The following is a 24,225-nucleotide window of genomic DNA, read 5'->3' on the forward strand; positions in this document are numbered from 1 at the left end:
CCAAACCGGGTACAACAGGAACATGATCCTCCACCTCGCACCCCTGGACGACTGGCTGGCCGACCCCGGTCGGCCGTACGCCACCGCGTCGCTGCTCACCGACGGGTTCATCCACTGCTCGGCGGACGAGCAGACGGCGCTCGCGGTGGCCAACGCCTTCTTCGCCGACACTCCCGACCCGCTGATGGTGCTGCTGATCGAGGAGTCGCTGGTGGAGCCGATGGTCAAGTGGGAGGCCCCGGACGGCGCACCGCCGCCCGGGGCCACCCCCGACGTGCTCTTCCCGCACATCTACGGACGGCTGAACCGCTCGGCCGTCCAGGGCCTGCTGAAGGTCGAGCGCGGCCCGGACCACCGCTGGGCCACCCTCACCCCCTGGAGCTGACACCCGGCCCCGCACCCGGCGCCGGCCCGGCATCCGGACCAGACCCCGCACCCGGCGCCTGCCCCGGCTCTGCACCCGCACCCGCACCCGGCTCCGCACCCGGCGCCGGCCCCGCCCTCAGAGCCAGCCCCGCTCCCGGGCCGCCATCCCGGCCTGGAAGCGGGTGGTGGCGCCCAGCGAGCGCATCAGGCTCTGCAGCCGCCGCTGGGTGGTCCGGGCGCTCCAGCCGAGCGACCGCGCGATCGACTCGTCGGTGAGGCCGGCCGCCAGCAGGCCCAGCAGCTTGCGGTGGTCGGCCTCCGGCTCCAGCCCGGCGTCGCCGGTGCCGATCGCGGCCTGCAGCTGCACGGCCCGCTCCCACTCGGCTTCGAACAGCGTGTCCAGCGCCTGGAGCAGCGCGGAGGGGTGGATGACGTACGCGGCGTCGAGGACGCTGTCGCCCACGCTGATCGGGATGATCGCCATCCGGTCGTCCGACATGATCATCTTCATCGGCAGGGACGGCCGGACCCTCGCCTCCTCGCCGTCCGCCACCCCGGCCAGGATGTTCCGCTCCAGTCGCCCGGGCCAGGCCACCGCGTCCCGGTCGTAGATCGTCCGCAGTCGCAGGCCCTCGCGCAGCCGCCGGCGCTGCAGCGGGATCGGCGCCACCGGGTCCTGGATGTACGGCGGGCGGTCGAAGCCGCGGACCTGGTACTGGCTGGTCTCGGTGATGTGCTCCAGGCGCTGCGCGATCGCCTCGCCGCCGGTCAGCACCTCCACCGAGTGCGCCGGGTCGGTGTACCGCGAGGCCTCCCGGAAGGCGTCCATCAGACGGTGCATCTCGGCCCGGGCGTGCCGCAGTTCGGACTCCCGGTGGCCTATCAGGGTGCCGATCGCGACGTCGGGGGCGACCGGCAGGAAGCGGTGCCGGTCCACCGGGGCCCGGGTCGCCATGCCCTGCTGCGCGAGCCGGTCCAGGGCCCGCGCGCTCTGCTGGAGCGTCAGGCCGCAGCTCGCGGCCAGCTCCTCCGCGGTGGACTGCGGATTGGCCACCAGCGCCGCGTAGACCTGCCCGTCCGGCTCGGCGAGTCCCAGTGCGCTGAGTGGTGCATCCGACACGACGCCGTCTCCCCCGTTCGCCCCCCACCGGCGCACGACCTGGCGCAGTCCCGCCACGGGGCGGGCGGTGGTCCGGTGGCCATCCTCTGCCACGGATCATGACGCTGACAAGGCCGTGACCAGGGGTGCGGCCCGGCTCACAGCCCACCCCCGACGAACGGCCGAGGGCCTCCCCGCCACTCGGCGGGGAGGCCCTCGGAGGAGACCGCGGTGGAGACCGCGGGCACGGCTGCGGTCTACAGACCGACCTCGCGCATCAGCTGACCGACCTCGGGGTTGGTCAGGCGGCGCAGCCAGCCCGACTTCTGGTCGCCCAGGGCGATCGGGCCGAAGTGGGTGCGCACCAGCTTCTCGACCGGGAAGCCGGCCTCGGCCAGCATCCGGCGGACGATGTGCTTGCGGCCCTCGTGCAGGGTCACCTCGACCAGGTAGTTCTTGCCGACGTTGGAGACCACCTTGAAGCTGTCGGCGCGCGCGTAGCCGTCCTCCAGCTCGATGCCCTGGGCCAGCTGCTTGCCCAGGTCACGCGGGATCGGCCCCTGGATGGCGGCCAGGTAGGTCTTGGTCACGCCGTACCGCGGGTGGGTGAGGCGGTGGGCCAGCTCACCGTGGTTGGTGAGCAGGATGATGCCCTCGGTCTCGGTGTCCAGGCGGCCGACGTGGAACAGCCGGGTCTCCCGGTTGGTCACGTAGTCGCCGAGGCACTGGCGCCCGTCCGGGTCCTCCATGGTGGAGACCACGCCGGCCGGCTTGTTGAGCGCGAAGAAGAGGTACGACTGGGTGGCGACGGTCAGGCCGTCCACCTTGATCTCGTCGTTCTGCGGGTCGACCCGCTTGCCCTGCTCGGTGACGAGCCGGCCGTTGACCTCGACGCGGCCCTGCTCGATCAGCTCCTCGCAGGCGCGGCGGCTGCCGATGCCGGCCCGGGCCAGCACCTTCTGCAGACGCTCGCCCTCGGGCTCGCCGAAGGTCTTCGGCAGCTTGACCGCGGGCTTGTCGTGGCGGGCGAGGACGGCGTCCTCGATCTTCGCCTGCAGCTCGCGCGAGCGCTGCGGCTGACGGCGCGGGTCGCCCGGGGCGCCCTGGCCCTCGCGGCGCGGGCGCGGGGCCGGGCCGGGACGCCGGCCGGCGAAGCCGCCGCGGGCGGGGGTGGCGTTGGGGCCGCCGCCGTACTCGGGGCGGTCGTAGCGCCGCTCCTCGGGCCGCAGCGGGCGGTCCGGGTACCGGCGGTCGTCGCGGCGGTCGTCCCTGCGGTCGTCGCGGCGCCCGTCGCGCCCGGACGCACCGGAACCGCCCCGCGAACCGGAGCCGCCTCCGTACGAGCCGCCCCGCGAACCGGAGCCGCCACCGTACGAAGCGCCGCCGTACGAACCGCCCCGCGAACCGGACGCGGACCCGCCGCGACCGCCGCCACCGCCACCGCCGTACGAACCTCCGCGCGAGCCCGACCCCGAGCCCGAGCCGCCGCGGCCGCCGCCGCTGCCGCCTCCGTAGGAGCCGCCGCCCCGGCCCCCGCCCTGTCCGCCGCGACCGCTGCCGCCGCCGCTGCTGTTCCTGCCGTTGCCACTGCTACGCATCAAAGTGTCCGTACGTCGTTCCGTCTGGGATGTGCGGTCGTTTCGGCCGACCTCACCGCCCCCTACCGATCAGGCGCAGCCCGACCGGCCTCGCCACTGCCGTCCACGGCCTGCACGGCAGCGGCGGCGACCGCCTCCGCGATCATCGTGCCCTCCAGGGACTCCGCTTCCACGTCGTCGACCTCGGGCAGGAAGGGAGCGAGCTCCGGCAGCTCATCCAGGCCGCGGAGCCCCATCCGTTCCAGGAAGTAGTTCGTCGTCCGATACAGGATCGCACCTGTTTCGGGCTCGGATCCGGCCTCTTCCACCAGTCCTCGCTGTACCAGGGTACGCATCACGCCGTCACAGTTCACACCACGGACGGCGGAAACCCGGGATCTGGACACCGGCTGCCGGTAGGCGACGACCGCCAGGGTCTCCAGCGCGGCCTGCGTCAGACGGGCCTGCTGGCCGTCCAGCAGGAAGCGGTCGACGGCCGGGGCGCAGGTGTCACGGCTGTAGAACCGCCACCCGCCGGCGACCAGCCGCAGGTCGAACCCCCGGCCCTGGGCGGTGTACTCGGCGGACAGCTCGCGCAGCGCCGCGGCCACCGCCGCCCGGGGGCGCGCCAGCACCCCGGCCAGCCGGTCCTCGGTGGCCGGCTCGTCGACGACCATCAGGATCGCCTCCAGCTCGGCCCTGAGCCCGGCCGTGGTGAGCCCCTCGTCCGCGGCGGCCGGGGCCTGCGCCACGGCCGGTCCGGCGCTCCGGCCCGCCGCCGACGCACCGGAAGTCGACGGAGCCGACTTCTGGTGCACGACCTGCTGCCCGGCCTGGCCACCGGCCCGGGGCACCACCCGCACCCCGCCGTCCGGCACCACCGCGCCCGACTCCGCCGCACCCGGCCCCACCAGCCGCGCCGCCGCCCCGCCCGACTCCGCCACCGGACCCGGCTCCGGCTCAGGAGCCGCCACCGGCTCCGGCAGCAGCTCGAAGGCCGGCTCCAGCCACTCCTGCGCCCGCGGCCGCCCCGGCAGCCCGAGCGGGCGCCGCGCCGGCCGCCGGCCGCCCTCGTTCCCGCCCGTACCCGTGCCCGTGCCCGTACCCGAACCCATCAGCGCCCGTCCTCCTCGCCCCGGCCCGCGGCCGCGGCCCGTTCCGCCGCCGCGGCCTCGCCCGCCGGCCGGTCGAACTCGTCCGTCACCGCCACCTCACCCCGGTCCGCCCCGGCCACCCAGCGCACCAGCAGCTCGCCCAGCGCCTCCGGCTGCTCGAAGGCCAGCACCCGTTCCCGGTACAGCTCCAGCAGCGCCAGGAACCGGGCGACCACCACCAGGGTGTCCGGCGCGTCCGCGACGAGCCGCTGGAAGGACGCCTCGCCGAGCTCGGTGAGCAGCGCCACCACCAGCCCGGCCTGCTCCCGCACGCTGACCGGCGGGGTGTGGATGTGGTCGACGTACACCACCGGCTCCGGCCTGGGCTCCATGGCCTTGGCCGCCAGCTGCGCGAGCCGCTCCGGCCCGATGCCGAGGACCACCTCGGGCAGCAGCTCGGCGTGCCGGGGCTCCAGCCCGACGGTGCGCGGGCGCCGCGCCAGCTCGGCGGCCCAGCGCTCGCCGAACAGGGCCGCCGCCCGCTTGTACGCCCGGTACTGCAGCAGCCGGGCGAACAGCAGGTCGCGGGCCTCGAGCAGGGCGAGGTCCTCCTCGTCCTCGACCTCGGCGGCGGGCAGCAGCCGGGCGGCCTTGAGGTCGAGCAGGGTGGCGGCGACGACCAGGAACTCGGTCGCCGCGTCCAGGTCCCAGTCCGGGCCCATCGCCCGGATGTGCGCCATGAAGTCGTCCGTGACGGTGGCCAGCGCCACCTCGGTCACGTCGAGCCGGTGCTTGGCGATGAGGCTGAGCAGCAGGTCGAAGGGGCCCTCGAAGTTGTCCAGCCGCACCCGGAAGCCGCCCCGCGGGGCCTCCTCGGAGGCGTTCCCCGACCTCCTCGGGGGCACGTCCGGGGACGGCTCCGGGGGCACGCCCGCAGGCGCGTCCACGGGGGTGGCGGGTGGTTCGGCGGTGCTCGGCATGGCGGTCCATCTTCACCCGCGCCGCCCGCCCGGCCGGCCCAGGGGGCGCCGACACGCCGCGGCGGCGGGCCCGCCGCCGGACCGGGCGCGGGGCACCACCCGCGCGAGCTCGTACGAACGCGGCGGGCGGCCGACCCGGCGGACAGCACCCACCGGACAACGAGCAGAGCGGAACGGAGCGGAGCGGACGGCGGCCGCACCGCCGACTGCGCGCCCCGAGCACCGCGGACCGCGGGCCGCACCACCGAACCGCCGGAACGCCCGGCAGCGGGCCTTCAGGGGCCGGAGGGCGGGCGGACCGGCCCGGGAGGCCGGGGCGGGGCCCCGAGGGCCCTCAGGGGCGGCTACCGCCCGCGCAGCCGCCGCACCAGGATGGAGGCCTCGCCGCGCTGCTCCAGGTCCGCCAGGACGACCGCGATGGCCTCCCGGACGATCCGCCCGCGGTCCACGGCCAGGCCGTGCTCGCCGCGCAGCACCAGCCGGGTGTGCTCCAGGTCCATGAGCTCCTCGGCGGACACGTACACGGTGATCTTCTCGTCGTGCCGCTCGCGCCCGCTGGGGCGGCGCGGCGCGCGGCCGCGCGGCCGGGCGCGCCCGGCGGTGCCCGGCGCCTCCTCGGCGGTGCCGGCGTGCTGGCGGCCGCCCGGCGCGGGGGCTGCTGCGCGGCCGCCGGCGGCGGCCTGCGCGGCCCCCGGGGAGCCCGCCGGTGCGGCGGACCGCTGGACGGGCGGCTGCGCGGGTGCCGGCACGGAGGCCGGCTGCTGGTCCTGGGACGGCCTGCGCCCGGCCCCGCCGGCGCGCTGGGCGTCCTGCGTGCCGTTGGCGTCATGGGTGCCCTCGGCGCCGTCCTGCCCGTCCGTGCCACCGGCGTTCCGCGCGGTCTCCGGTCTGGATGCCTCGGCGGCCGGACGCGGCGCGAGGGACGGCGACAGCGCCATCCCGCCGGTGGTCCGGAACAGCTCGTCGGCACCCGGGAGACTCACTCGGCGGGGCGGCACCGGTCGAGCACCTCCCTGGCGAGCTGGCGGTAGGCGGCGGCGCCGACCGAGTTGGTCGCGTACGTCGTGATCGGCTCGCCGGCGACGGTGGTCTCGGGGAAGCGCACGGTCCGCCCGATGACGGTGTGGAAGACGTGCTCGCCGAACGCCTCGACGACGCGCGCCAGCACCTCACGGCTGTGCACGGTGCGCGAGTCGTACATGGTGGCGAGGATGCCGTCCAGGCGCAGCTCGGGGTTGAGCCGCTCGCACACCTTCTCGATGGTCTCGGTCAGCAGCGCGACGCCGCGCAGCGCGAAGAACTCGCACTCGAGCGGGACGATGACGCTGTGAGCGGCCGTCAGCGCATTGACCGTCAGCAGGCCCAGCGAGGGCTGGCAGTCGATGATGACGTAGTCGTAGTCGGGCAGCAGCGGCTTCAGGGCGCGCGCCAGCGCGGACTCCCGGGCCACCTCGCTGACCAGCTGCACCTCGGCCGCGGAGAGGTCGATGTTGGACGGCAGCAGGTCCATGCCCGGCACGGCCGTCTTGAGCAGCACCTCATCGGCCGTCAGGCCCCGCTCCATGAGCAGGTTGTAGACGGTGACGTCGAGCTCCATCGGGTTGACGCCCAGTCCGACGGAGAGCGCGCCCTGCGGGTCGAAGTCGACGAGCAGCACCCGGCGGCCGTACTCGGCGAGCGCGGCACCCAGGTTGATGGTCGACGTGGTCTTGCCGACGCCGCCCTTCTGGTTGCACATCGCGATGATCTGGGCGGGGCCGTGCTCGGCGACCGGCGCGGGGATCGGGAAGTACGGCAGCGGGCGGCCGGTCGGGCCGACCCGCTCGCGGCGCTGGCGGGCGGCGTCCGGGGCCAGCGTGGCGGCGTACTCCGGATCCGGCTCGTACTCGGCGTCCGGGTCGTCGTAGGCGCCGTAGGCGAAGTCGCCGTAGCCCACTCCGTAGGCCGCCAAGTCGGTGTCGTGTTCGGTCACCGTGGTCACCTGTGCTGTGTTCTGGCGTGCTTCGAAGGTACGGAGTGCGACCGAGCCGACCTCGGCCGAGCCCACGGTGGCCTGCCGGGCCCCGGGCTCCTCACTCGGCTGGCCGGCGGTGCGCTCCGCCAGTCCTGGCTGACCACCCCCGGGAGCAAATGTCGACTCATTCACAAGTCGTCTTACCTCCTTGGGCATCCAGGACTCTATGTCGATTCGTCAGCGTGGCAGCATGCCGACGGTTTGCGACTCTAGGCCGTTCCAGGCGTTCGCAGCAACACAATCCACGGTAGTGGGCAGGATGTGTCGACTATCAGGCGGGCCGATGTCAAGGGATGAGTGGGCCGTTGACCCTAACGTTTCTGCGGTCGGGTGACGCGACCCACGGAAATTGACGACAGAGCGACCCGCCCGCTCCCCCGCCCGTTCACGGGCACGGCGAAGCCCCCGGCCCGGGGGGAGAGGGTCGGGGGCGAAGGACCGCCGGGCGGTCTGGTGGATCAGGCGAGCACGCTCTCCAGGGAGACCGACTCCAGGCCGAAGGCCTCGGCCACGGCGGGGAAGGTGATCTGGCCCTCGTGGACGTTCAGGCCCTTGGCGAGCGCCGGGTCGCGGCGCAGCGCCTCCTTCCAACCGCGGTTGGCCAGCTCGACGACGTAGGGCATCGTCGCGTTGGTCAGCGCGTAGGTGGAGGTGTTCGGGACGGCGCCCGGCATGTTGGCCACGCAGTAGAAGACCGAGTTGTGGACCTGGAAGGTCGGCTCGGCGTGCGTGGTCGGGTGCGAGTCCTCGAAGCAGCCGCCCTGGTCGATGGCGATGTCGACGAGCACGGAGCCCGGCTTCATGCGGGAGACCAGCTCGTTGGTGACGAGCTTCGGGGCCTTGGCGCCCGGGATCAGCACCGCGCCGATGACCAGGTCGGCCTCGATGACGGCCTTCTCCAGCTCGAAGGTGTTGGAGACGATGGCCTTGATCTTCGTGCCGAAGATGCGGTCGGCCTCGCGCAGCTTGTTGATGTCGCGGTCGAGCAGGGTCACGTCGTAGCCCATGCCGATGGCGATGGTGGCCGCGTGCCAGCCGGAGACGCCACCGCCGATGACGACGGCCTTCGCCGGGTGGGTGCCGGGCACGCCGCCGGGCAGCACGCCGCGGCCGCCGGCCGGGCGCATCAGGTGGTACGAGCCGACCTGCGGGGCCAGCCGGCCCGCGACCTCGGACATCGGGGCGAGCAGCGGCAGGGCGCCGTTGCCGAGCTGCACGGTCTCGTACGCGATGGCGGTGGTGCCGGAGGCGACCAGCGCGTCGGTGCCGGCACGGTCGGCCGCGAGGTGCAGGTACGTGAAGAGGGTCTGGCCCTTCCGCAGCCGGTGGTACTCGGAGGCGATGGGCTCCTTGACCTTCAGCAGCAGGTCGGCGGTGGCCCACACCTCGTCGGCGATGGGGAGGATGGTGGCGCCGGCGGCCACGTACTCCTCGTTGGGGATCGAGGAGCCGACACCGGCGTTGTCCTCGATGTAGACCTCGTGTCCGTTGCGGACCAGCTCATGCACGCCGGCGGGCGTGATGGCCACGCGGTACTCGTGGTTCTTGACCTCGCGGGGGATGCCGACCTTCACGGCTAAACACGTCCTCTTGCCATGGGGGTCCCTACCGGAGAAGACCGGCGGGCGACGCGCACGTGGGGAAGCCTCCGGGGCAGCCCGGGGCATGGATCGCTGCGCGACTGAGTTCGAGTGTAATGAAGCCCAGTCGGCGTGTCAGCCTTCCAAAGTGAATAAATCTGCCGAACACATTGGCAGGTTCGTAGGCTTCCCCTGCGATCTTCCCGCCAAAAGCGTATGAACCGGGCATCTTCGACAATACCCCCGAAAGGCCTCTCACCACCCGGCGTCGACGCGTTCCCGCAGGTCCGCCAGGGCAGCGCCGACGGCCTCCCGGCCGCGTTCGTCGCCGAGGCGGCGCAGCACCGACAGGGCCGCCCGGTACTCCCGGTCCGCCTCGTCGAACCTGCGCTGCGCGGTGTGCGCCTCGGCCACCCGGGCGAGCAGCCTCGCCTCCGCGGCGTGGTCGCCCAGCGACTGCCGCAGGCCGAGCGCCCGCCCGTACCAGTCGGCGGCGCGCACGGCGTCGCCGAGCGCCCGGTGGCAGCCGGCCGCGCCCTCCAGGGCCCGCGCGCACAGCGGCTCGTCGTCGGCCGTCCGGGCGTGCTCCAGGGCGGCCCGGTAGTGCGCACCGGCCTGCTCCCAGCGGCCCGCCGCCACCTGGAGGTCCCCCAGGTTGAGCAGCGCCGCCGAGGCCCGGCGCGGCTTGCCGTGCCGTTCGGCGACGGTCAGCACCAGCTCGTGCAGCCGGTAGAGGTCCGCGGGGGCCGCGGCGCCGGTCAGCGGCAGGGCCCTCAGCAGGGCCGTGACCAGCCGGCCGGCCGAGCCGTCCAGGTCGCCCTGGCCGATCGCGTCGGCGACCGCGCCGAGCAGCAGGTCCCGCTCCCCGAGCAGCCACTCCCGGGCGTGCCCGGCCGAGCCGAGCCGCAGCGGGGCGGGCAGCGGGTCGGGGCCGGGGCCGCCCGCCGGGTCCAGCAGGGCGCGCGCCGACTCGGTGAGGCGCACCAGCCGCTCCAGCAGCCGGGCCCGGGCGAGTTCGGTCTCGGCCGGCCGGTCCTCCCGCTCCCGCAGCCGGACGAGCCGCGGGTAGAGCCGGCCGGGCACCCGGTAGCGCGGGCTGCCGTCGGCGGCCGGGGCCTCTTTCCCGAGCAGCTCGTGCTCGGCCAGCGCCGCCAGCGTCGCGGCCGCCTCCGGCGCCGGGCAGCCGACCAGGGCCGAGGCGGTGCGCGGGTCGGCGGTCTGCGCCGGGGCGAGGGTGAGGGCGCGCAGCATCCGCGCCTGGGCCGCCGGGAGCGTGCCGTACAGCAGGGTGAACGCGCCGATCAGCGGGTCGTTGTCGGGAACGGGCACCGGCTCGGCCGGCTCCGGCCCGGGCTTGACCCAGGACGCCTGGTCCCCGGCGGCGGTACCGGCCAAGGGCTCCTCCGCCGGCCGGGCGGCGCCCGCGGGCTTCTCCGGCTCCCGGGCCTGGGGCTGCTTGCGGCGGTCCCCGGCCTTCCGGGGCTGCCCGGACCGCTCGGTCTTCCCCGGCCTCCCGGACTCCCCCGGGGCACCCACGGCGCCCTCAGCACCCTCGGTGCCCGCGATTCCCCCGGTTCCGGGAGCCGGCGCGGCCCCCTCGGCCGCCACCGCCCCGTTCCCCGCCGCCGTCTCCTTCCCCGCGGCCGTCCCCCCGGCCGCCCCGCCCTTGCGCCCGCCCTTCCGCTTCGGCGCCGCCCCCCGCTCCGACTCCTCGCCGACCACCCGGGTGAGCTCGGCCGCCGCCTCGGTGACCGCCGCCTTCGGGTTGCCGCGCAGCCACCCGGCCATCAGCCGCAGCGCGGCCGGGCGCGCCGCGCAGGCCTCCGCCAGATCGGCCCCGCCGACCGGGTCGCAGGAGATCCTGGTACCGCCGACCAGGTCGGCGAGCAGCTCGCCGGAGGCCTGCCGGTCGAGCCCGCCGAGGATCACCGGGTCGATGTCCTCGATCCCGGTGAGCGGTCCGGCGGTGGTGGCGAGCACCAGGCAGCCCGGTTCGTCCGCGAGCAGCGGCCACAGCTGTCCGGCGTCGCGGACGTCGTCCAGGACCACCAGCACCCGGCGGCCGGCCAGCGCCTCGCGCAGCGCCACGCAGGCCGGTTCGTCCCGCCCGTCCCCGACGGCCCCGGGCAGCGGCACCGGGGCCTCGGGGTCGAGCTGCTCCAGCAGCAGCCGGGCGGCCCGGGCGGGCGGCACCCGGCCGCCGTCGGCCGCGGACAGGCGCGCGAAGAGCACGCCGTCGGGGTGGTCGGCGGCGACGGTGCGGGCGAAGCGGGCCGCCAGCGCGGTGCGTCCGGAGCCGGGGCGCCCGGCCAGCACCAGCACCGTGCTGCGGCCGCTGGCCGGGCGGGCCGCGGCCGCCCGCAGTGCGGCCAGTTCGGCCCGCCGCCCGACGAACAGCGCGGGCCCGGCCGGCAGCCGGTCCAGGCCGGGGACGGCCCCGGGGGGCGCGTCGGGGCCGGGGTCCATCGTCGCCGTCTTCCTCGCCACCCGTGCCACTCCCGACGTCATCCGGCGCTCCGCGGGGGCGGCCCGGGACGGGCGCCCTGTCTGCGAAGCGTAGTTCGACCGTCCGGCTCAGCCGAGGTGACATCCGGTCGTACGAACCGGTAAATCACCCCCGTGGATCAACCGCGGCGCGGCCGCGGGCGGCCGGGCCGTTCGCTCACGCCTCGAAGGGCCGGGCCGGCCAGGGCGAGTCCGCCGGGCGCAGCGCGTCCAGTCCGTCCGCCCCGGTGAGGGCGGCGTGCAGGGCGAGGGTGCCGGTGATCAGGGTCGGGTTGTGCAGCAGCCCGGCCTGGATCATCCGGATCAGCTCCGGCACCGGCACCCAGGCGACCTCGATCTCCTGCTCCTCGCCGTGCGCCTCGTAGCGCTCGCCCTCGGCGGCCGAGAGGTCGGTGGCGAGGAACATCCGCAGCGCCTCGTCGGTGCCGCCCGGGGAGGTGTAGAAGTCCACCAGGACGCGCCAGGTCTCGGCACGGCAGTGCGCCTCCTCGAACAGCTCGCGCCGGGCGGCGTGCCACGGGTTCTCGCCGGGCACGTCCAGCAGCCCGGCCGGCAGCTCCCAGAGGCGGTGGCGGACGGGGTGGCGGTACTGCCGCAGGACGAGCACCCGCTCCTTGTCGTCCAGGGCGAGCACGGAGACCGAGCCCGGGTGGGTCTGGTAGTCGCGGCGGGCCCAGCTGCCGTCGGGCATCCGGACCTCCTCGCTGCGCACTCCGGTGACCTTGCCCTGGAACGGCGTCCGGCTCTCCCGGACCTCCCACTCCTCGGCCGCGTCGGCGATCACCAGGTCGCTCTGCTCGTCCATCGCTCTCCCCTTTTCGTCAGTACGACACAATCTAACGCCGGACGGCGGCCCCGCGGGAATCGCGGGGCCGCCGTCCGGTGAACGACCGACGATTACTCGGCAGTGGCGGTCTTGATCTCGATGGCGGCCTTGACCAGGCCCGCGAACAGCGGGTGCGGGCGGGTCGGGCGGGACTTCAGCTCCGGGTGGGCCTGGGTGGCGACCAGGTACGGGTGCACCTCGCGGGGGTACTCGACGTACTCCACCAGGTCGCCCTTGGGCGAGAGGCCGGAGAACTGCAGACCGGTCTTCTCGAGGTCCGCGCGGTACGCGTTGTTGACCTCGTAGCGGTGGCGGTGGCGCTCCTCGACGTACTGCTCGCCGGCGTAGACCTCGCGCACGATGGAGCCCTCGGCGAGCTTGGCCGGGTACAGGCCCAGGCGCATGGTGCCGCCCAGGTCGCCCTTGCCGTCGACGATGGCCAGCTGCTCGGCCATGGTGGAGACGACCGGGTGCTTGGCCGCGGCGTCGAACTCGGTGGAGTTCGCCTCGGGCAGGCCGGCCAGGTTGCGGGCCGCCTCGATCACGACGCACTGCAGGCCCAGGCAGAGGCCGAGCAGCGGGACCTTGTTCTCGCGGGCGTAGGTGATGGCGCCGACCTTGCCGTTGACGCCGCGGTCGCCGAAGCCGCCGGGGATGCAGATCGCGTCCACGTCGCCGAGCTGCTCCCGGGCGCCCTCGGGGGTCTCGCAGTCGTCCGAGGTGACCCACTTGATCTCGACCCGGGCGTTGTTGGCGAAGCCGCCGGCGCGCAGCGCCTCGGTCACCGACAGGTAGGCGTCCGGGAGGTCGATGTACTTGCCGACCAGCGCGACCTTGACGATGTGCTGCGGCTCGTGGACGCGGCGCAGCAGGTCGTCCCAGGTGGTCCAGTCCACGTCGCGGAACGGCAGGTCGAGCCGGCGCACCACGTAGGCGTCCAGGCCCTCGCCGTGCAGGACCTTGGGGATGTCGTAGATCGACTTGGCGTCGATGGCCGCGACCACGGCCTCCTCGTCCACGTCGCACATCAGCGAGATCTTGCGCTTGATGGCCTGCGGGACCTCGCGGTCGGCGCGCAGCACGACGGCGTCGGGCTGGATGCCGATGTTGCGCAGCGCGGCGACGGAGTGCTGGGTGGGCTTGGTCTTCAGCTCGCCCGAGGGGCCGATGTACGGCAGCAGGGAGACGTGCACGAAGAACACGTTGTCCCGGCCGACCTCGTGGCGGACCTGGCGGACGGCCTCCAGGAACGGCAGCGACTCGATGTCGCCGACGGTGCCGCCGACCTCGGTGATCACCACGTCGACGTCCTCGGTCGCCATCCGGCGGATCCGGGACTTGATCTCGTTGGTGATGTGCGGGATGACCTGGACGGTGTCGCCCAGGTACTCGCCGCGGCGCTCCTTGGCGATGACCGTGGAGTACACCTGGCCGGTGGTGACGTTGGCCGAGCCGTGCAGGTTCGTGTCGAGGAACCGCTCGTAGTGGCCGATGTCCAGGTCGGTCTCGGCGCCGTCGTCGGTGACGAAGACCTCACCGTGCTGGAACGGGTTCATGGTGCCCGGGTCCACGTTGAGGTACGGGTCGAGCTTCTGCATCGTCACGCGCAGGCCGCGGGCCTTGAGCAGCGCGCCGAGGCTGGAGGCGGTGAGGCCCTTGCCGAGCGACGAGGCGACACCCCCGGTGACGAAGAGGTGCTTGGTCGTCACGGCGCGGCCGTTCGCTGCCTTGCCGGAATGGGGCTGTGCCAAGAGGGGGCTCCCGTGGGTCGCGTGTCGAAGGTGACGTGGTGGGAGGCTCGCGGCTCGCCTGGCGACGGGAGGCCGGTGCGGAGCACGGCGCTCGGAGGGTCGTCGATTCGGCTGGTCCGGGGCGTTTGATCCCACCGGTCCACGGGATACCAGGGTATCAGTGACCCGGACGGGACGCCTTCCGGCCCGCTCGCGGCACCCCGGGGGCGTACGCGGGGCGCACCACCGGCGCACCATACGGCCCAGCAGTCACACCGGTCGCACCACGGCCGGACCGGGCCACCCCGGGGCACCCCGTTCGGGCCATGACAGCCCCTCCACCGGGACCAGCCGGGGCTGATCCGTCCGGACCATCCTGGGCGACACCCTCGCGATGCACGGCATTTCCGCCGAATTGTGGCGCCACACGAGGCTGCGCCCGCGTGCTTCGCCCCTTTCGTCCGTCGTAAGCTGCACGGACGCATCGCCGACAGCACGAGCACGCGGAGGGCGTGGGAGCGTCAGGACACTCCCGGTCCCCGATGCGCGACCGGACCTCCCCGTAATCCAGTTCCTCCCCACCCACTCCAGGGGCTCGACCGGGCCCCGCACGGACACTCCAGCAAGGCCCGCCACCACCCCCCGGCGGGCCGGACGTCCCGGGGTGGACCTCCGGCCCCGCAGACCGCTCGCTCCCCCGGATCGCCGTTGCGTCCTGACCACATTGCGAACTGGAGATCCACGTGGCCGGCCGTATCGAGGACTACGCACTCATCGGGGACATGCAGACCGCTGCCCTGGTCAGCAGGGACGGGGCGGTGGACTGGCTCTGCCTGCCCCGCTTCGACTCGCCGGCCGTGTTCGCCGGCCTGCTCGGCACCGATGAACACGGCTTCTGGCGGATCGGGCCGGCCGAAGCCGTCGTGAGCGAGGTCCCCGCCCCCGCCGCACCGGCCGTCGCCGCCCGCTTCACCGACACCGGCGACCTGCGGGTCCCGCCGCCCACCGCCGCCGCCCCGGCCGTCCCCGCCGACCGCCGCCGCTACCGGGGCGACTCGCTGATCCTGGAGCAGGAGTGGGACGCCCAGGGCGGCACCGTCCGGGTGATCGACTTCATGCCGCCGCGCCCGCTCGCCGGCCGCGACGCCGTCCCGCAGGTGATCCGGATCGTCGAGGGCGTCGCCGGCACCGTCCGGATGCGCTCGGCCGTGCGGATGCGCTTCTCCTACGGCCGGGTGGTCCCCTGGGTGCACCGGGTCGAGCAGGCCGACGGCGGGCACCGCACCGTCGCCGTCGCCGGGCCCGACTCGGTCTGGCTGGACGGCGAGGCCGAGACCTACGGCCGCGACCTCACCACCTACGCCGACTTCACCGTCACCGCCGGCGAGCGGATCGCCTTCGCCCTCACCTGGCAGGCCTCCCACCTGGACCCGCCCACGCCCCCGGACGCCGAGGAGATGCTCGACGCCACCGCCGACTTCTGGCACGAGTGGGCCGGCCAGTGCACCTACCAGGGCCCGTACCGCGAGGCCGTGATCCGCTCCCTGATCACCCTCAAGGGCCTCACCTACGCCCCCACCGGCGGCATCGTCGCGGCCCCCACCACCTCGCTGCCGGAGGACATCGGCGGCGAGCGCAACTGGGACTACCGCTACACCTGGCTCCGCGACGCGGCCATCACGCTCTCCTCGCTACTGCGCACCGGTTACCGCGACGAGGCCCGCGCCTGGCGCGAGTGGCTGCTGCGGGCGGTCGCCGGCGACCCGGAGAACCTGCAGATCATGTACGGCATCGCCGGCGAGCGCGAGCTCACCGAGTCCTCGCTGGACTGGCTGCCCGGCTACGAGGGCTCCCAGCCCGTCCGGGTCGGCAACGGCGCCGCCGGCCAGCTCCAGCTCGACGTCTACGGCGAGGTCGTCGAGGCGCTACACCTGGCCCACATGACCGGCCTGGTCCGCAACGACCACGCCCACCACCTCCAGCTGCGCCTGATCGAGTACCTGGAGGACCACTGGCAGGAGCCGGACGAGGGCATCTGGGAGGTCCGCGGCCCCCGCCGGCACTTCGTCCACTCCAAGGTGATGGCCTGGGTCGCCGTCGACCGGACGATCAAGCTGCTGGAGCAGACGCCCGAGGACGCCCCGTCCGACGAGCACCTGGAGCGCTGGCGCGGCCTGCGGGAGACCATCCACCGGGACGTCTGCGAGCGGGGCTACGACCCGGAGCGCAACACCTTCACCCAGTACTACGGGGGCAAGGAGCTGGACGCCTCGCTGCTGCTCATCCCGCAGGTCGGCTTCCTGCCGCCGGACGACAAGCGGGTGATCGGCACCATCGAGGCGATCCAGCGTGAACTGTCCACCGAGGACGGCTTCGTGCTGCGCTACCCGACCCACGACGAGAGCGGCAACAACGTCGACGGCCTCTCCGGGCACGAAGGGGCCTTCCTGGCCTGCTCGTTCTGGCTCGCCGACGACCTCGCCATGATCGGCCGGGTGCAGGAGGCCCGCGAGCTGTTCGACCGGCTGCTCGGGCTGCGCAACGACATCGGGCTGCTCGCCGAGGAGTGGGACCCGCGGCTCAAGCGGCAGGTCGGCAACTTCCCGCAGGCCTTCAGCCACGTGCCGCTGATCGACACCGCGCTGCGGCTGACCGCCTGCGGGGGCGCCTACCTGTCCGCCCAGCCGGACGGCCTGGCGGCCGACCGGGTGGAACAGGCGACCGTCTAGGGCGTGTCTTGTGGATCTTGTCGGATAGGTCGCGGCGTCAGGGTGCGTGCATCGCAAGGCGGAGGAGGGAGTCCATGCGGAGCATCGGCGACCGACGACAACGCGGCGAGGTGCGTGCCCTGGCGTCGCGACCCCGGCAGTGATCCACAAGACACGCCCTAGGACGGCTGGCTGCGGTCCGGCCGGCCGGGGCGGCGGCCGTCAGGGCCGGCCGGGGCTCAGGCCCGCTGGACCAGCTCGTCGTAGGTGCTCAGCACCTGGGCCACGGTGGCGGCCTCGTCCGGCCAGGTCTCGGCCTGCTGCCGGCCGGCCGCCGCCAGCCGCCCGCGGCGCGCCGGGTCGGACAGCAGCTCGGCCACCGCCCGGCCGAGCGCGGCCGGGTCCCCTGCGGGCACCAGCACGGCCGCGTCGCCGACCAGTTCGGGGATCCCGCCGACGGCGGTGGCGACCACCGGCACGCCGGCCCGCATCGCCTCCTGCACGACCAGCGAGCGGGCCTCCCAGCGGCTGGAGACGACCACCGCGTCGGCGGCGGCCAGCAGGTCGGGGACGTCGGTGCGGTAGCCGAGCAGCCGTACCGGCAACTTCTCGGCGGCCACCCGCTCGCGCAGTCCGGCCGCCTCCGGGCCGTCCCCGGCGAGCAGCAGCAGCGGCTCCGGGTCGAGTGCGGACAGTTCGCGGGTGGCGTCCAGCAGCTGCCCGAAGGCCTTCTGCGGGACGAGCCGGCCGACCGCGAGCACCAGCGGCCGGTCCGGTCCGTCACCGAGCAGGGCGGCCCGGGCGGCGGCCCGGTCCAGCCGGCCCTCGGGCATCGGCGGGGCGGCCACCGGGCCGAGCCGGGCGTCGGTGGCCCCCAGTTCACGGGCCCGGGCGACGAGGTCGGAGGAGGCGCCGAGGACGAGGTCGGCGGCACGCGCCACCCGGCGCTCCATCAGCCGCTGCAGCCGGCGCTCCATGCCGGTGGCCAGCAGCGCGTGGTGCGAGGTGACCACCAGCGGGGTCTCCGGGCGCAGGCCGGGGAAGCGGCCGGCGGTGCGCAGCGCGAGGTCGGAGAGCAGCCCGGCGCGCAGCCCGTGCGCGTGGACGACGTCGGCACCGGTGAAGGCCCGGCGCAGTTCGCCGATCGCGGTGGCGTCGCTGCGGGCGCCGGCGGTGGGGGTGATGTCGACGGTGTGGAACCTGGCGCCGGTGCGGGAGAAGCCGAACAGGGCGTCCGTGCCGGCCGGGGCGCAGACCGTGACGGTCACGCCGTGCGCGACCAGGCCCTGGGCGAGGGAGCGCACGTGCGCACCGATGCCGCCGGTGCTGGCGGCCAGGACGAGTACCACGTGCAGCTGCCCCGGTTCGGGGGTGGCCGCGGCGGCCCGGGCGGCGGAATGGTCCACGTTCTCTCGCATCCGACTCGATCAGGTTCGCGCGCCGCTTCCGCGAGGATTGCCCGCCGACGGCGCTCGGGACTGGAAAGCCAATGTCCAGCCGCCACCATGCCAGGTCGGCGGCCCTCTTGGACAGTCGGCCGCACCCGGGGCGCGTCGCCGTCCGTCCGCGGGGCCGCCGCGCCCGGCTAGCGGTGGCGCGGGGCCCGGGCCGCTGCCAGCAGTTCCTCCGCGTGGGCGCGGCCCAGCTCGGAGTCCTCCAGGCCGGCCAGCATCCGCGAGAGTTCGCGCACCCGCTCCTCGTCGTTCAGCACCTTGACGCCGCTGCGGGTCACGGTGCCGTCGTGGGTCTTCTCCACGACCAGGTGCCGGTCCGCGAAGGCGGCGACCTGCGGGAGGTGGGTGACCACCACGACCTGGGCGGACTCGGCCAGCTTCGCCAGCCGGCGCCCGATCTCCACCGCGGCCTTGCCGCCGACGCCCGCGTCCACCTCGTCGAACAGGTAGGTGGGGACGGGGTCGGCGCCCGCGAAGACCACCTCGACGGCGAGCATCACCCGCGACAGTTCACCGCCGGAGGCGCCCTTGGCGATCGGCCGGGGCTGGGCCCCGGGGTGCGGGGCGAGCAGCACCTCGACCTCGTCCACACCGTGCGGCCCGTAGGCGACGGTGCGGCCCTCGAGCTCGATGCCGGACAGGTCGTCGACCCGGGTGATCGAGAAGGTCACCCGGGCGTGCGGCATGGCCAGTTCGGCGAGCTCGGCGGAGACGGCCTCGGCGAAGCGCCCGGCGGCGGCGTGGCGGGCGGCCGACACCTCCGCGGCCAGCTCGGCCAACTCGGCCCGCAGCTCCGTCTCGCGGGCGCCGAGCTGGTCGATCCGGTCGTCGTCGCCGTCGAGTTCGGCGAGCCGGGCGGCGCCGGCCTCGGCCCAGGCGATCACCTCGGCGAGGGTGTTCTCGGGGCCGCCGTACTTGCGCAGCAGCTGGGCCAGCACGGACCGGCGGTCCTCGACGGCGGCGAGCCGGACGGGGTCGGCGTCGAGGTCGTCCGCGTACCCGGCCAGGTCGCCGGCCACGTCGGCGAGCAGGTAGCCGACCTCGTTGACGCGGTCGGCGAGCGCGGCCAGGCGCTCGTCGTGGTGGCGCACGGCGTCCAGGGCGCGGCGGGACTGCGCGAGCAGGGTGCCGGCGTCCAGCGCCTCCGGGTCCGCCGGGTCGCCGGCCAGCGCGGCGTGGGCGAGGGTGGCGGCGGAGGAGAGCGCGTCGGCGTGGCCGAGCCGCTCGGCCTCGGCGGCCAGCTCGACGTCCTCGCCGGCCACCGGCTCGGCGGCGGCGATCTCGTCCAGGCCGAACCGGAGCAGGTCGGCCTCCTGGGCGCGCTCGCGCGCCTGGGTGGTGAGCTCCTCCAGCGTGGCGGAGACCTCGCGCAGGCTGCGGTAGGTCTCCCGGTAGCGGGCCAGCGGCCCGGCCACGGTCTCGCCCGCGTACCGGTCCAGCGCGCCGCGCTGGCGGGCCGGGCGCAACAGCCGCTGCTGGTCGGTCTGGCCGTGCACGGCGATCAGGTCCTCGCCGAGCTCGGCGAGCAGGCCGACCGGGACGGCCCGGCCGCCCACGTAGGCCCGGGAGCGGCCCTCGGCGGAGACGGTGCGGCTGATCAGCAACGCGCCGTCGTCCAGCTCGGCCCCGGCTTCCACCGCCCGGGCCGCCACCGGAGAGTCGGCGGGCAGCTCGAGCCGGCCCTCGACGACCGCGCGCCCGGTGCCGTTGCGCACCAGGCCCGGGTCGGCGCGGCCGCCGAGCAGCAGGCCGAGGCTCGTCACGACCATGGTCTTCCCGGCGCCGGTCTCACCGGTCACGGCGGTGAAGCCGGGCGCGAGTTCGACCACCGCGTCGTCGATGACCCCAAGATCCCGTATCCGCATCTCGTCCAACACGGAGACGACCTTACGAGGTTCCACCCCCGGCGCGCGACGAGCGGCAACGGCGCGCGGCAACTCCGTGCCCGGAAGTTCACCCCTTCCGGGAGGTTTGCCCGGGGCCCGGCACCGTGCACCACGGCAGGAAGAACTGCACCAGCGGGCCGATGGCCAGCGCGTACGCGACCGTGCCGACCCCGGCGGTGCCGCCGAGCAGCACGCCGGCGACCAGGACGGTGACCTCGATGCCGGTGCGGATCAGCCGCAGCGAGCGCCCGGTGCGCCGGTGCAGGCCGGTCATCAGGCCGTCGCGCGGGCCGGGGCCGAAGCGGGCACCGATGTAGAGGCCGGTGGCCAGGCCGTTCAGCGTGATCGCGGCGGCCATCAGCGCGATCCGGGCGGGCAGCCCGGCCGGGCCGTCGACCAGCCGCAGGGTGAGGTCCATCGACGCGCCCAGCACCAGGACGTTCGCCACCGTGCCGACGCCCGGGCGCTGGCGGATCGGGATCCACAGCAGCAGGACCAGGGCGCCGCAGATGGTCACCCAGGCGCCCACCGAGAGGCCCGCGGCACGCTGCAGGCCCTGGTGGAAGACGTCCCACGGGTCGAGGCCGAGGCCGGAGCGGAGCATCAGCGCCATGCTCGCGCCGTACAGGTAGAGGCCGACCGCGAGCTGCGGGATCCGGCGGCCCAGCGCGTGGGTGTCGCCGAGCAGGCGGGCGGCACGGGACGGCCGGGCGGTCCCCGACCGGCCGGCGGGCCCGGCCGGCTGGACGGTCGGCGCGGCGGCGGGCGGGGCGGCCGGCGCGGCGGCGGGCGGGGCCTCGGAGGGCCGGTCGGGCGTGGTCGGGTGCGTGGTGGCCAACGGGAGCTCCTGCGGGTGGTGCTGCACCGCCCGGCTGCCCCGGCGGTGGCGGACTCGATGGCCGCCCTGCCATGATGGCCAGGCCAAAGCGACCCCCTCCAGGGCCAATTCCGAGCAAGTGGACTGATCCCCCATGGCCGACTGGCACACCACCGTCACCCCGCCCGCGCTGGCCCGGCTGCTCGCCACCGCCCGGCTGCCCGAAGCCCCCGGCCCCCGCCGGCCCGCCTACCGGACCCTCGCCGGGCAGATCCGGCTGCTGGTCACCGAGGGCCGCCTGCCGGTCGGCGCCCGGCTGCCCGCCGAACGCGAACTCGCCACCGCCCTGGAGCTCAGCCGCACCACCGTCGCCACCGCCTACGAGACCCTGCGCGCCGAGGGCTACCTGCGCAGCCGCCGCGGCGCCGGCAGCTGGACCGCGCTGCCCGAGGGCGCCCCGCCGCCCGGCGACGCCCTGCACCCCGTCCCGCCGGACGAGCTCGGCCGCACCCTGGACCTCGGCGTCGCCGCCCTGCCCGCCCCGCAGCCCTTCCTCGGCGCGGCCGCCGCCCGCGCCGTCGAGCAACTGCCCCACTACGCCGCCGGACACGGCCACTACCCCACCGGCGTCCCGGTGCTGCGCGAGGCCGTCGCCCGGCGGTACACCGAGCGCGGGCTGCCCACCACCCCGGACCAGATCCTCGTCACCACCGGCGCGATGGGCGCCCTGCACCTCGTCCAGCGGGCACTGATCGGCCGCGGCGACCGGGTCGCCGTCGAGGCGCCCAGCTACGCCCACACCCTGCAGGCGCTACGGATCGCCGGCGCCCGCCTGGTGCCCGTGCCGTACGCCCCCGGCCCGCTCCCCGGGCCGAGCGGCCCGGCCCCGTGGGACCTCGCCGAGTGGCGCCGGGTGCTGCGCGGCGCGGCGCCCAAGGTCGCCTACGTGATCCCGGACTTCCACAACCCGACCGGCGCCCTGGTCGGCGAGGAGCAGCGGCGCGAGCTGCTGGCCGCCGCCCGGGCCGCCGGCAGCGTCGTCCTGGTCGACGAGACCACCGCCGAACTCGGTTGGGGCGTCCCGGAGTCCGAGCCCCTGCCGCGCCCGGCGGCGGCGCTGGACCGGGCCGCCCAGGTGGTCACCGTCGGCTCCGCGGGCAAGCTGCTCTGGGGCGGGCTGCGGATCGGCTGGGTGCGGGCCGCGCCCGCGCTGGTGCGCCGGCTGGCCGCCGACCGGGTCTACAGCGACGTCGGCACCCCGGTGCTCGACCAGCTGATCGCCGCCGACCTGCTGGGCGAGCCGCTGGCGGCCGTGCGCACGCACCAGCTGGACCGGCTGCGGGCCACCGCGCACGCCTTCGCGGCCGCACTGGCCGAGCGGCTGCCGGACTGGACCTTCCCGCCACCGCCCGGCGGGCTCTCGTTCTGGGTGTCCACCGGTGCTCTCTCCGGCGCGGCGCTGGCGCGGGCCGGGGAGCGCGACGGCATCCGGATCGCCGCGGGCAACCGGTTCGGCTCGGACGGCGCCTTCGAGCACCACGTCCGGATCCCGCTCACCGTGCCCGCCCCGGCCGTCCCCGACGCCGTGCGACGGCTCACCGCGCTGGCCGCCCGGGCGGCGGCGGGCGGCCGGTACGGACCGGCCGACCAGGACCAACCCCTGGCCGTCTGACGGCCGGCGGCCGTCCGGCGGGTTGCCGGGCGGCCCACGGCGCGCGCCCGTCCGCCGGGGCCGCAGGATCCGCCGGACGGCCCGCGGTCAGCAGCCGGTGTCCGCCCGGCCGCGCCAACCCGTCACCGGCAGCGCGAACTTGGCCACCAGCCGGTCGGTGAACGGCGCCCGGTGCAGTCGGGCCAGCCGCACCGGCGTCTGGCCCCGGCGGACCTCCACCCGGGCGCCCGCGGGCAGTTCGACCGAGCGCCGGCCGTCGCACCAGAGCACGCCGTGCGGGGTCTTGGGCTGCACCTCCACGGCCAGCACGGAGTGCGGAGAGGTCACCAGCGGGCGGGCGAACAGCGCGTGCGCGGAGATCGGCACCATCAGCAGCGCCTCCACCTCCGGCCAGACCACCGGCCCGCCGCCGGAGAACGCGTACGCGGTGGAGCCGGTCGGCGTCGCGCAGACCACCCCGTCACAGCCGAAGTTGGAGACCGGACGGCCGTCCACCTCGGTCACCACCTCCAGCATCCGCTCCCGGGACGCCTTCTCGATCGACGCCTCGTTCAACGCCCAGTCCTGGTGCAGCACATCGCCGTTGGTGCGGACGATGACGTCGATCGTCATCCGCTCCTCGACCGTGTAGTCGGCGTCCACCACCCGCTCGACCACCACGGCCAGGTCGTCCCGCTCGGCCTCGGCGAGGAAGCCCACCCGGCCCAGGTTGATCCCGAGCATCGGCAGCCCGTGCTCGCGCGCCAGCTCCGCCCCGCGCAGCAGCGTCCCGTCCCCGCCGGCGACCAGGATCAGCTCGCAGCCGTCCGCCGCCCCCGGGCCACCGGCGACCTTCTCCACCCCGTCCGGCAGGTCCAGGCCCACCGCCTCGGAGGCGAGCAGTCTGATCCGGATGCCCGCCTTCAGCAGCCCGTGCACCAGGCCCTCGACGCTGCGCAGCGCCGCCTCCCGGCCGGTGTGCGCGATCAGGAAGACCGTACGCTCGTCATCGCTCATGCCGCTGCCCTCTCCCTCACGCCTGCCGGGCCGCCCTCCGCCCCGGTGCGGTCGCGTCACACAGCATGACGGACCGGACGCCCGCAGAGCACCCTATCGGGGCCCCTCGGCGACGGCCCGGTCCGCCTCCGCGGGGTTCAACTGCGGGGCGTCGCGGCGCAGCCAGAGGAAGTACTCGACGTTCCCGGACGGGCCCGGCAGCGGGCTCGCGGTGACGGCACGCACGCCCAGGCCCAGCTCCCACGCCTGCCCGGCGACCTGGCGCACCATCTCCGCGCGCAGCTCCGGACTGCGCACCACCCCACCGCTGCCCAGCCGCTCCTTGCCGATCTCGAACTGCGGCTTGACCATCAGCACCAGGTCCGCGTCCTCGGCCGCGCAGCCGGCCAGCGCGGGCAGCACCAGGCCCAGCGAGATGAACGACAGGTCGCCGACCACCAGGTCGACCGGGGTGCCGCCGATCAGCTCCAGGCTGAGCTCGCGGACGTTGGTGCGGTCCATCACCGTCACCCGCTCGTCGCTCTGCAGCGACCACGCGAGCTGCCCGTAGCCGACGTCCACGGCGAGCACGCCGGAGGCACCGGCCCGCAGCAGGACGTCGGTGAACCCGCCGGTGGAGGCGCCCGCGTCCAGCGCCCGGCGGCCCTCCACCACCAGACCCTGCGGGACGAAGGCGGCGAACGCCCCGGCCAGCTTGTGCCCGCCGCGCGAGACGTAGTCGGGGTCGTTCTCGTCCTTGGCCACCACGACCGCCGCCGAGGTCTCCACCTGGGTGGCCGGCTTGGTCGCGGTCGTGCCGCCGACGGTCACCCGGCCGGCTGCGATCAGCTCGGACGCGTGCTCGCGCGACCGGGCCAGCTTGCGGCGGACCAGCTCCGCGTCGAGTCGGCGTCGTGCCACTGCCACTGGTGCTTCAGCTCC

18 protein-coding genes are annotated in these 24,225 nt (G+C 75.1%); 3 read left to right on the forward strand and 15 right to left on the reverse strand.

Annotated features, from left to right (window positions below; all coding sequences use genetic code 11):
- The first annotated feature begins 22 nt into the window (after positions 1 to 22).
- Positions 23 to 385 carry a DUF952 domain-containing protein gene (locus ACFYUY_RS34440; protein WP_387906579.1) on the forward strand — a complete coding sequence of 121 codons (363 nt, stop codon included), beginning with the start codon at positions 23 to 25 and terminating at the stop codon, positions 383 to 385.
- A gap of 117 nt (positions 386 to 502) precedes the next feature.
- Here ACFYUY_RS34440 and ACFYUY_RS34445 read toward each other — a convergent pair whose 3' ends face one another.
- The 10 genes from ACFYUY_RS34445 to ACFYUY_RS34490 all read right to left on the reverse strand — a co-directional run bounded on the left by ACFYUY_RS34445 (position 503) and on the right by ACFYUY_RS34490 (position 13,792).
- Positions 503 to 1,486, reverse strand: coding sequence for a helix-turn-helix domain-containing protein (locus tag ACFYUY_RS34445; protein WP_387906581.1), 984 nt, complete (start codon positions 1,484 to 1,486; stop codon positions 503 to 505).
- Positions 1,487 to 1,722: 236 nt separating this feature from the next.
- On the reverse strand, positions 1,723 to 3,063 hold the full coding sequence (locus ACFYUY_RS34450; RefSeq protein ID WP_387906584.1) for a pseudouridine synthase: 1,341 nt from the start codon (positions 3,061 to 3,063) through the stop codon (positions 1,723 to 1,725).
- Positions 3,064 to 3,125: 62 nt separating this feature from the next.
- Positions 3,126 to 3,719 carry an SMC-Scp complex subunit ScpB gene (locus ACFYUY_RS34455; protein ID WP_387906616.1) on the reverse strand — a complete coding sequence of 198 codons (594 nt, stop codon included), beginning with the start codon at positions 3,717 to 3,719 and terminating at the stop codon, positions 3,126 to 3,128.
- A 437-nt stretch (positions 3,720 to 4,156) separates the two neighbouring features.
- Complete coding sequence (locus ACFYUY_RS34460) at positions 4,157 to 5,116, reverse strand: segregation/condensation protein A (RefSeq protein ID WP_360209948.1); 960 nt, start codon at positions 5,114 to 5,116, stop codon at positions 4,157 to 4,159.
- Between the two features lie 344 nt (positions 5,117 to 5,460).
- Complete coding sequence (locus ACFYUY_RS34465; protein ID WP_387906587.1) at positions 5,461 to 6,099, reverse strand: hypothetical protein; 639 nt, start codon at positions 6,097 to 6,099, stop codon at positions 5,461 to 5,463.
- A complete protein-coding gene (locus ACFYUY_RS34470) occupies positions 6,096 to 7,163 on the reverse strand; it encodes a ParA family protein (protein ID WP_387906619.1) in 1,068 nt (355 codons plus the stop codon). Before ACFYUY_RS34470 ends, ACFYUY_RS34465 begins: the two co-directional genes overlap by 4 nt.
- A 425-nt stretch (positions 7,164 to 7,588) precedes the next feature.
- Complete coding sequence (ald, locus tag ACFYUY_RS34475; RefSeq protein ID WP_387906589.1) at positions 7,589 to 8,704, reverse strand: alanine dehydrogenase; 1,116 nt, start codon at positions 8,702 to 8,704, stop codon at positions 7,589 to 7,591.
- A 261-nt stretch (positions 8,705 to 8,965) separates the two neighbouring features.
- Positions 8,966 to 11,197: a tetratricopeptide repeat protein gene (locus ACFYUY_RS34480; protein WP_387906591.1), complete on the reverse strand. Its 2,232-nt coding sequence runs from the start codon at positions 11,195 to 11,197 to the stop codon at positions 8,966 to 8,968.
- 175 nt (positions 11,198 to 11,372) lie between these two features.
- Positions 11,373 to 12,020 carry an NUDIX domain-containing protein gene (locus ACFYUY_RS34485; protein WP_387906594.1) on the reverse strand — a complete coding sequence of 216 codons (648 nt, stop codon included), beginning with the start codon at positions 12,018 to 12,020 and terminating at the stop codon, positions 11,373 to 11,375.
- Positions 12,021 to 12,112: 92 nt separating this feature from the next.
- Positions 12,113 to 13,792, reverse strand: a complete 1,680-nt coding sequence (locus tag ACFYUY_RS34490; RefSeq protein WP_360209960.1) for a CTP synthase — start codon at positions 13,790 to 13,792, stop codon at positions 12,113 to 12,115.
- A 722-nt stretch (positions 13,793 to 14,514) separates the two neighbouring features.
- Between ACFYUY_RS34490 and ACFYUY_RS34495 the strand changes: the two genes are divergently transcribed.
- Positions 14,515 to 16,500: a glycoside hydrolase family 15 protein gene (locus ACFYUY_RS34495; protein ID WP_360209962.1), complete on the forward strand. Its 1,986-nt coding sequence runs from the start codon at positions 14,515 to 14,517 to the stop codon at positions 16,498 to 16,500.
- A gap of 218 nt (positions 16,501 to 16,718) precedes the next feature.
- On the opposite strand, the gene ACFYUY_RS34500 is transcribed toward ACFYUY_RS34495, so the two are convergent.
- From ACFYUY_RS34500 to ACFYUY_RS34510, 3 genes are all read right to left on the reverse strand, one after another.
- Positions 16,719 to 17,897: a glycosyltransferase family 4 protein gene (locus ACFYUY_RS34500; protein ID WP_360209964.1), complete on the reverse strand. Its 1,179-nt coding sequence runs from the start codon at positions 17,895 to 17,897 to the stop codon at positions 16,719 to 16,721.
- A 167-nt stretch (positions 17,898 to 18,064) separates the two neighbouring features.
- Positions 18,065 to 19,798 (reverse strand): DNA repair protein RecN, encoded by a 1,734-nt coding sequence (gene recN / locus ACFYUY_RS34505; protein WP_360209993.1) that lies wholly within the window; start codon positions 19,796 to 19,798, stop codon positions 18,065 to 18,067.
- Positions 19,799 to 19,886: 88 nt separating this feature from the next.
- Positions 19,887 to 20,507: a YitT family protein gene (locus ACFYUY_RS34510; RefSeq protein ID WP_387906621.1), complete on the reverse strand. Its 621-nt coding sequence runs from the start codon at positions 20,505 to 20,507 to the stop codon at positions 19,887 to 19,889.
- A 283-nt stretch (positions 20,508 to 20,790) separates the two neighbouring features.
- Between ACFYUY_RS34510 and ACFYUY_RS34515 the strand changes: the two genes are divergently transcribed.
- Positions 20,791 to 22,308: a PLP-dependent aminotransferase family protein gene (locus ACFYUY_RS34515; protein ID WP_387906599.1), complete on the forward strand. Its 1,518-nt coding sequence runs from the start codon at positions 20,791 to 20,793 to the stop codon at positions 22,306 to 22,308.
- 87 nt (positions 22,309 to 22,395) lie between these two features.
- Here the strand turns inward: ACFYUY_RS34515 and ACFYUY_RS34520 are convergent, their stop codons facing one another.
- Both ACFYUY_RS34520 and ACFYUY_RS34525 read right to left on the reverse strand, forming a co-directional pair.
- Positions 22,396 to 23,304 carry an NAD kinase gene (locus ACFYUY_RS34520; RefSeq protein WP_360209968.1) on the reverse strand — a complete coding sequence of 303 codons (909 nt, stop codon included), beginning with the start codon at positions 23,302 to 23,304 and terminating at the stop codon, positions 22,396 to 22,398.
- 93 nt (positions 23,305 to 23,397) lie between these two features.
- Positions 23,398 to 24,204 carry a TlyA family RNA methyltransferase gene (locus ACFYUY_RS34525; protein ID WP_360209997.1) on the reverse strand — a complete coding sequence of 269 codons (807 nt, stop codon included), beginning with the start codon at positions 24,202 to 24,204 and terminating at the stop codon, positions 23,398 to 23,400.
- Positions 24,205 to 24,225 lie beyond the last annotated feature (21 nt).

This window comes from Kitasatospora sp. NPDC004745, assembly GCF_042873275.1.
GTDB lineage: Bacteria > Actinomycetota > Actinomycetes > Streptomycetales > Streptomycetaceae > Kitasatospora.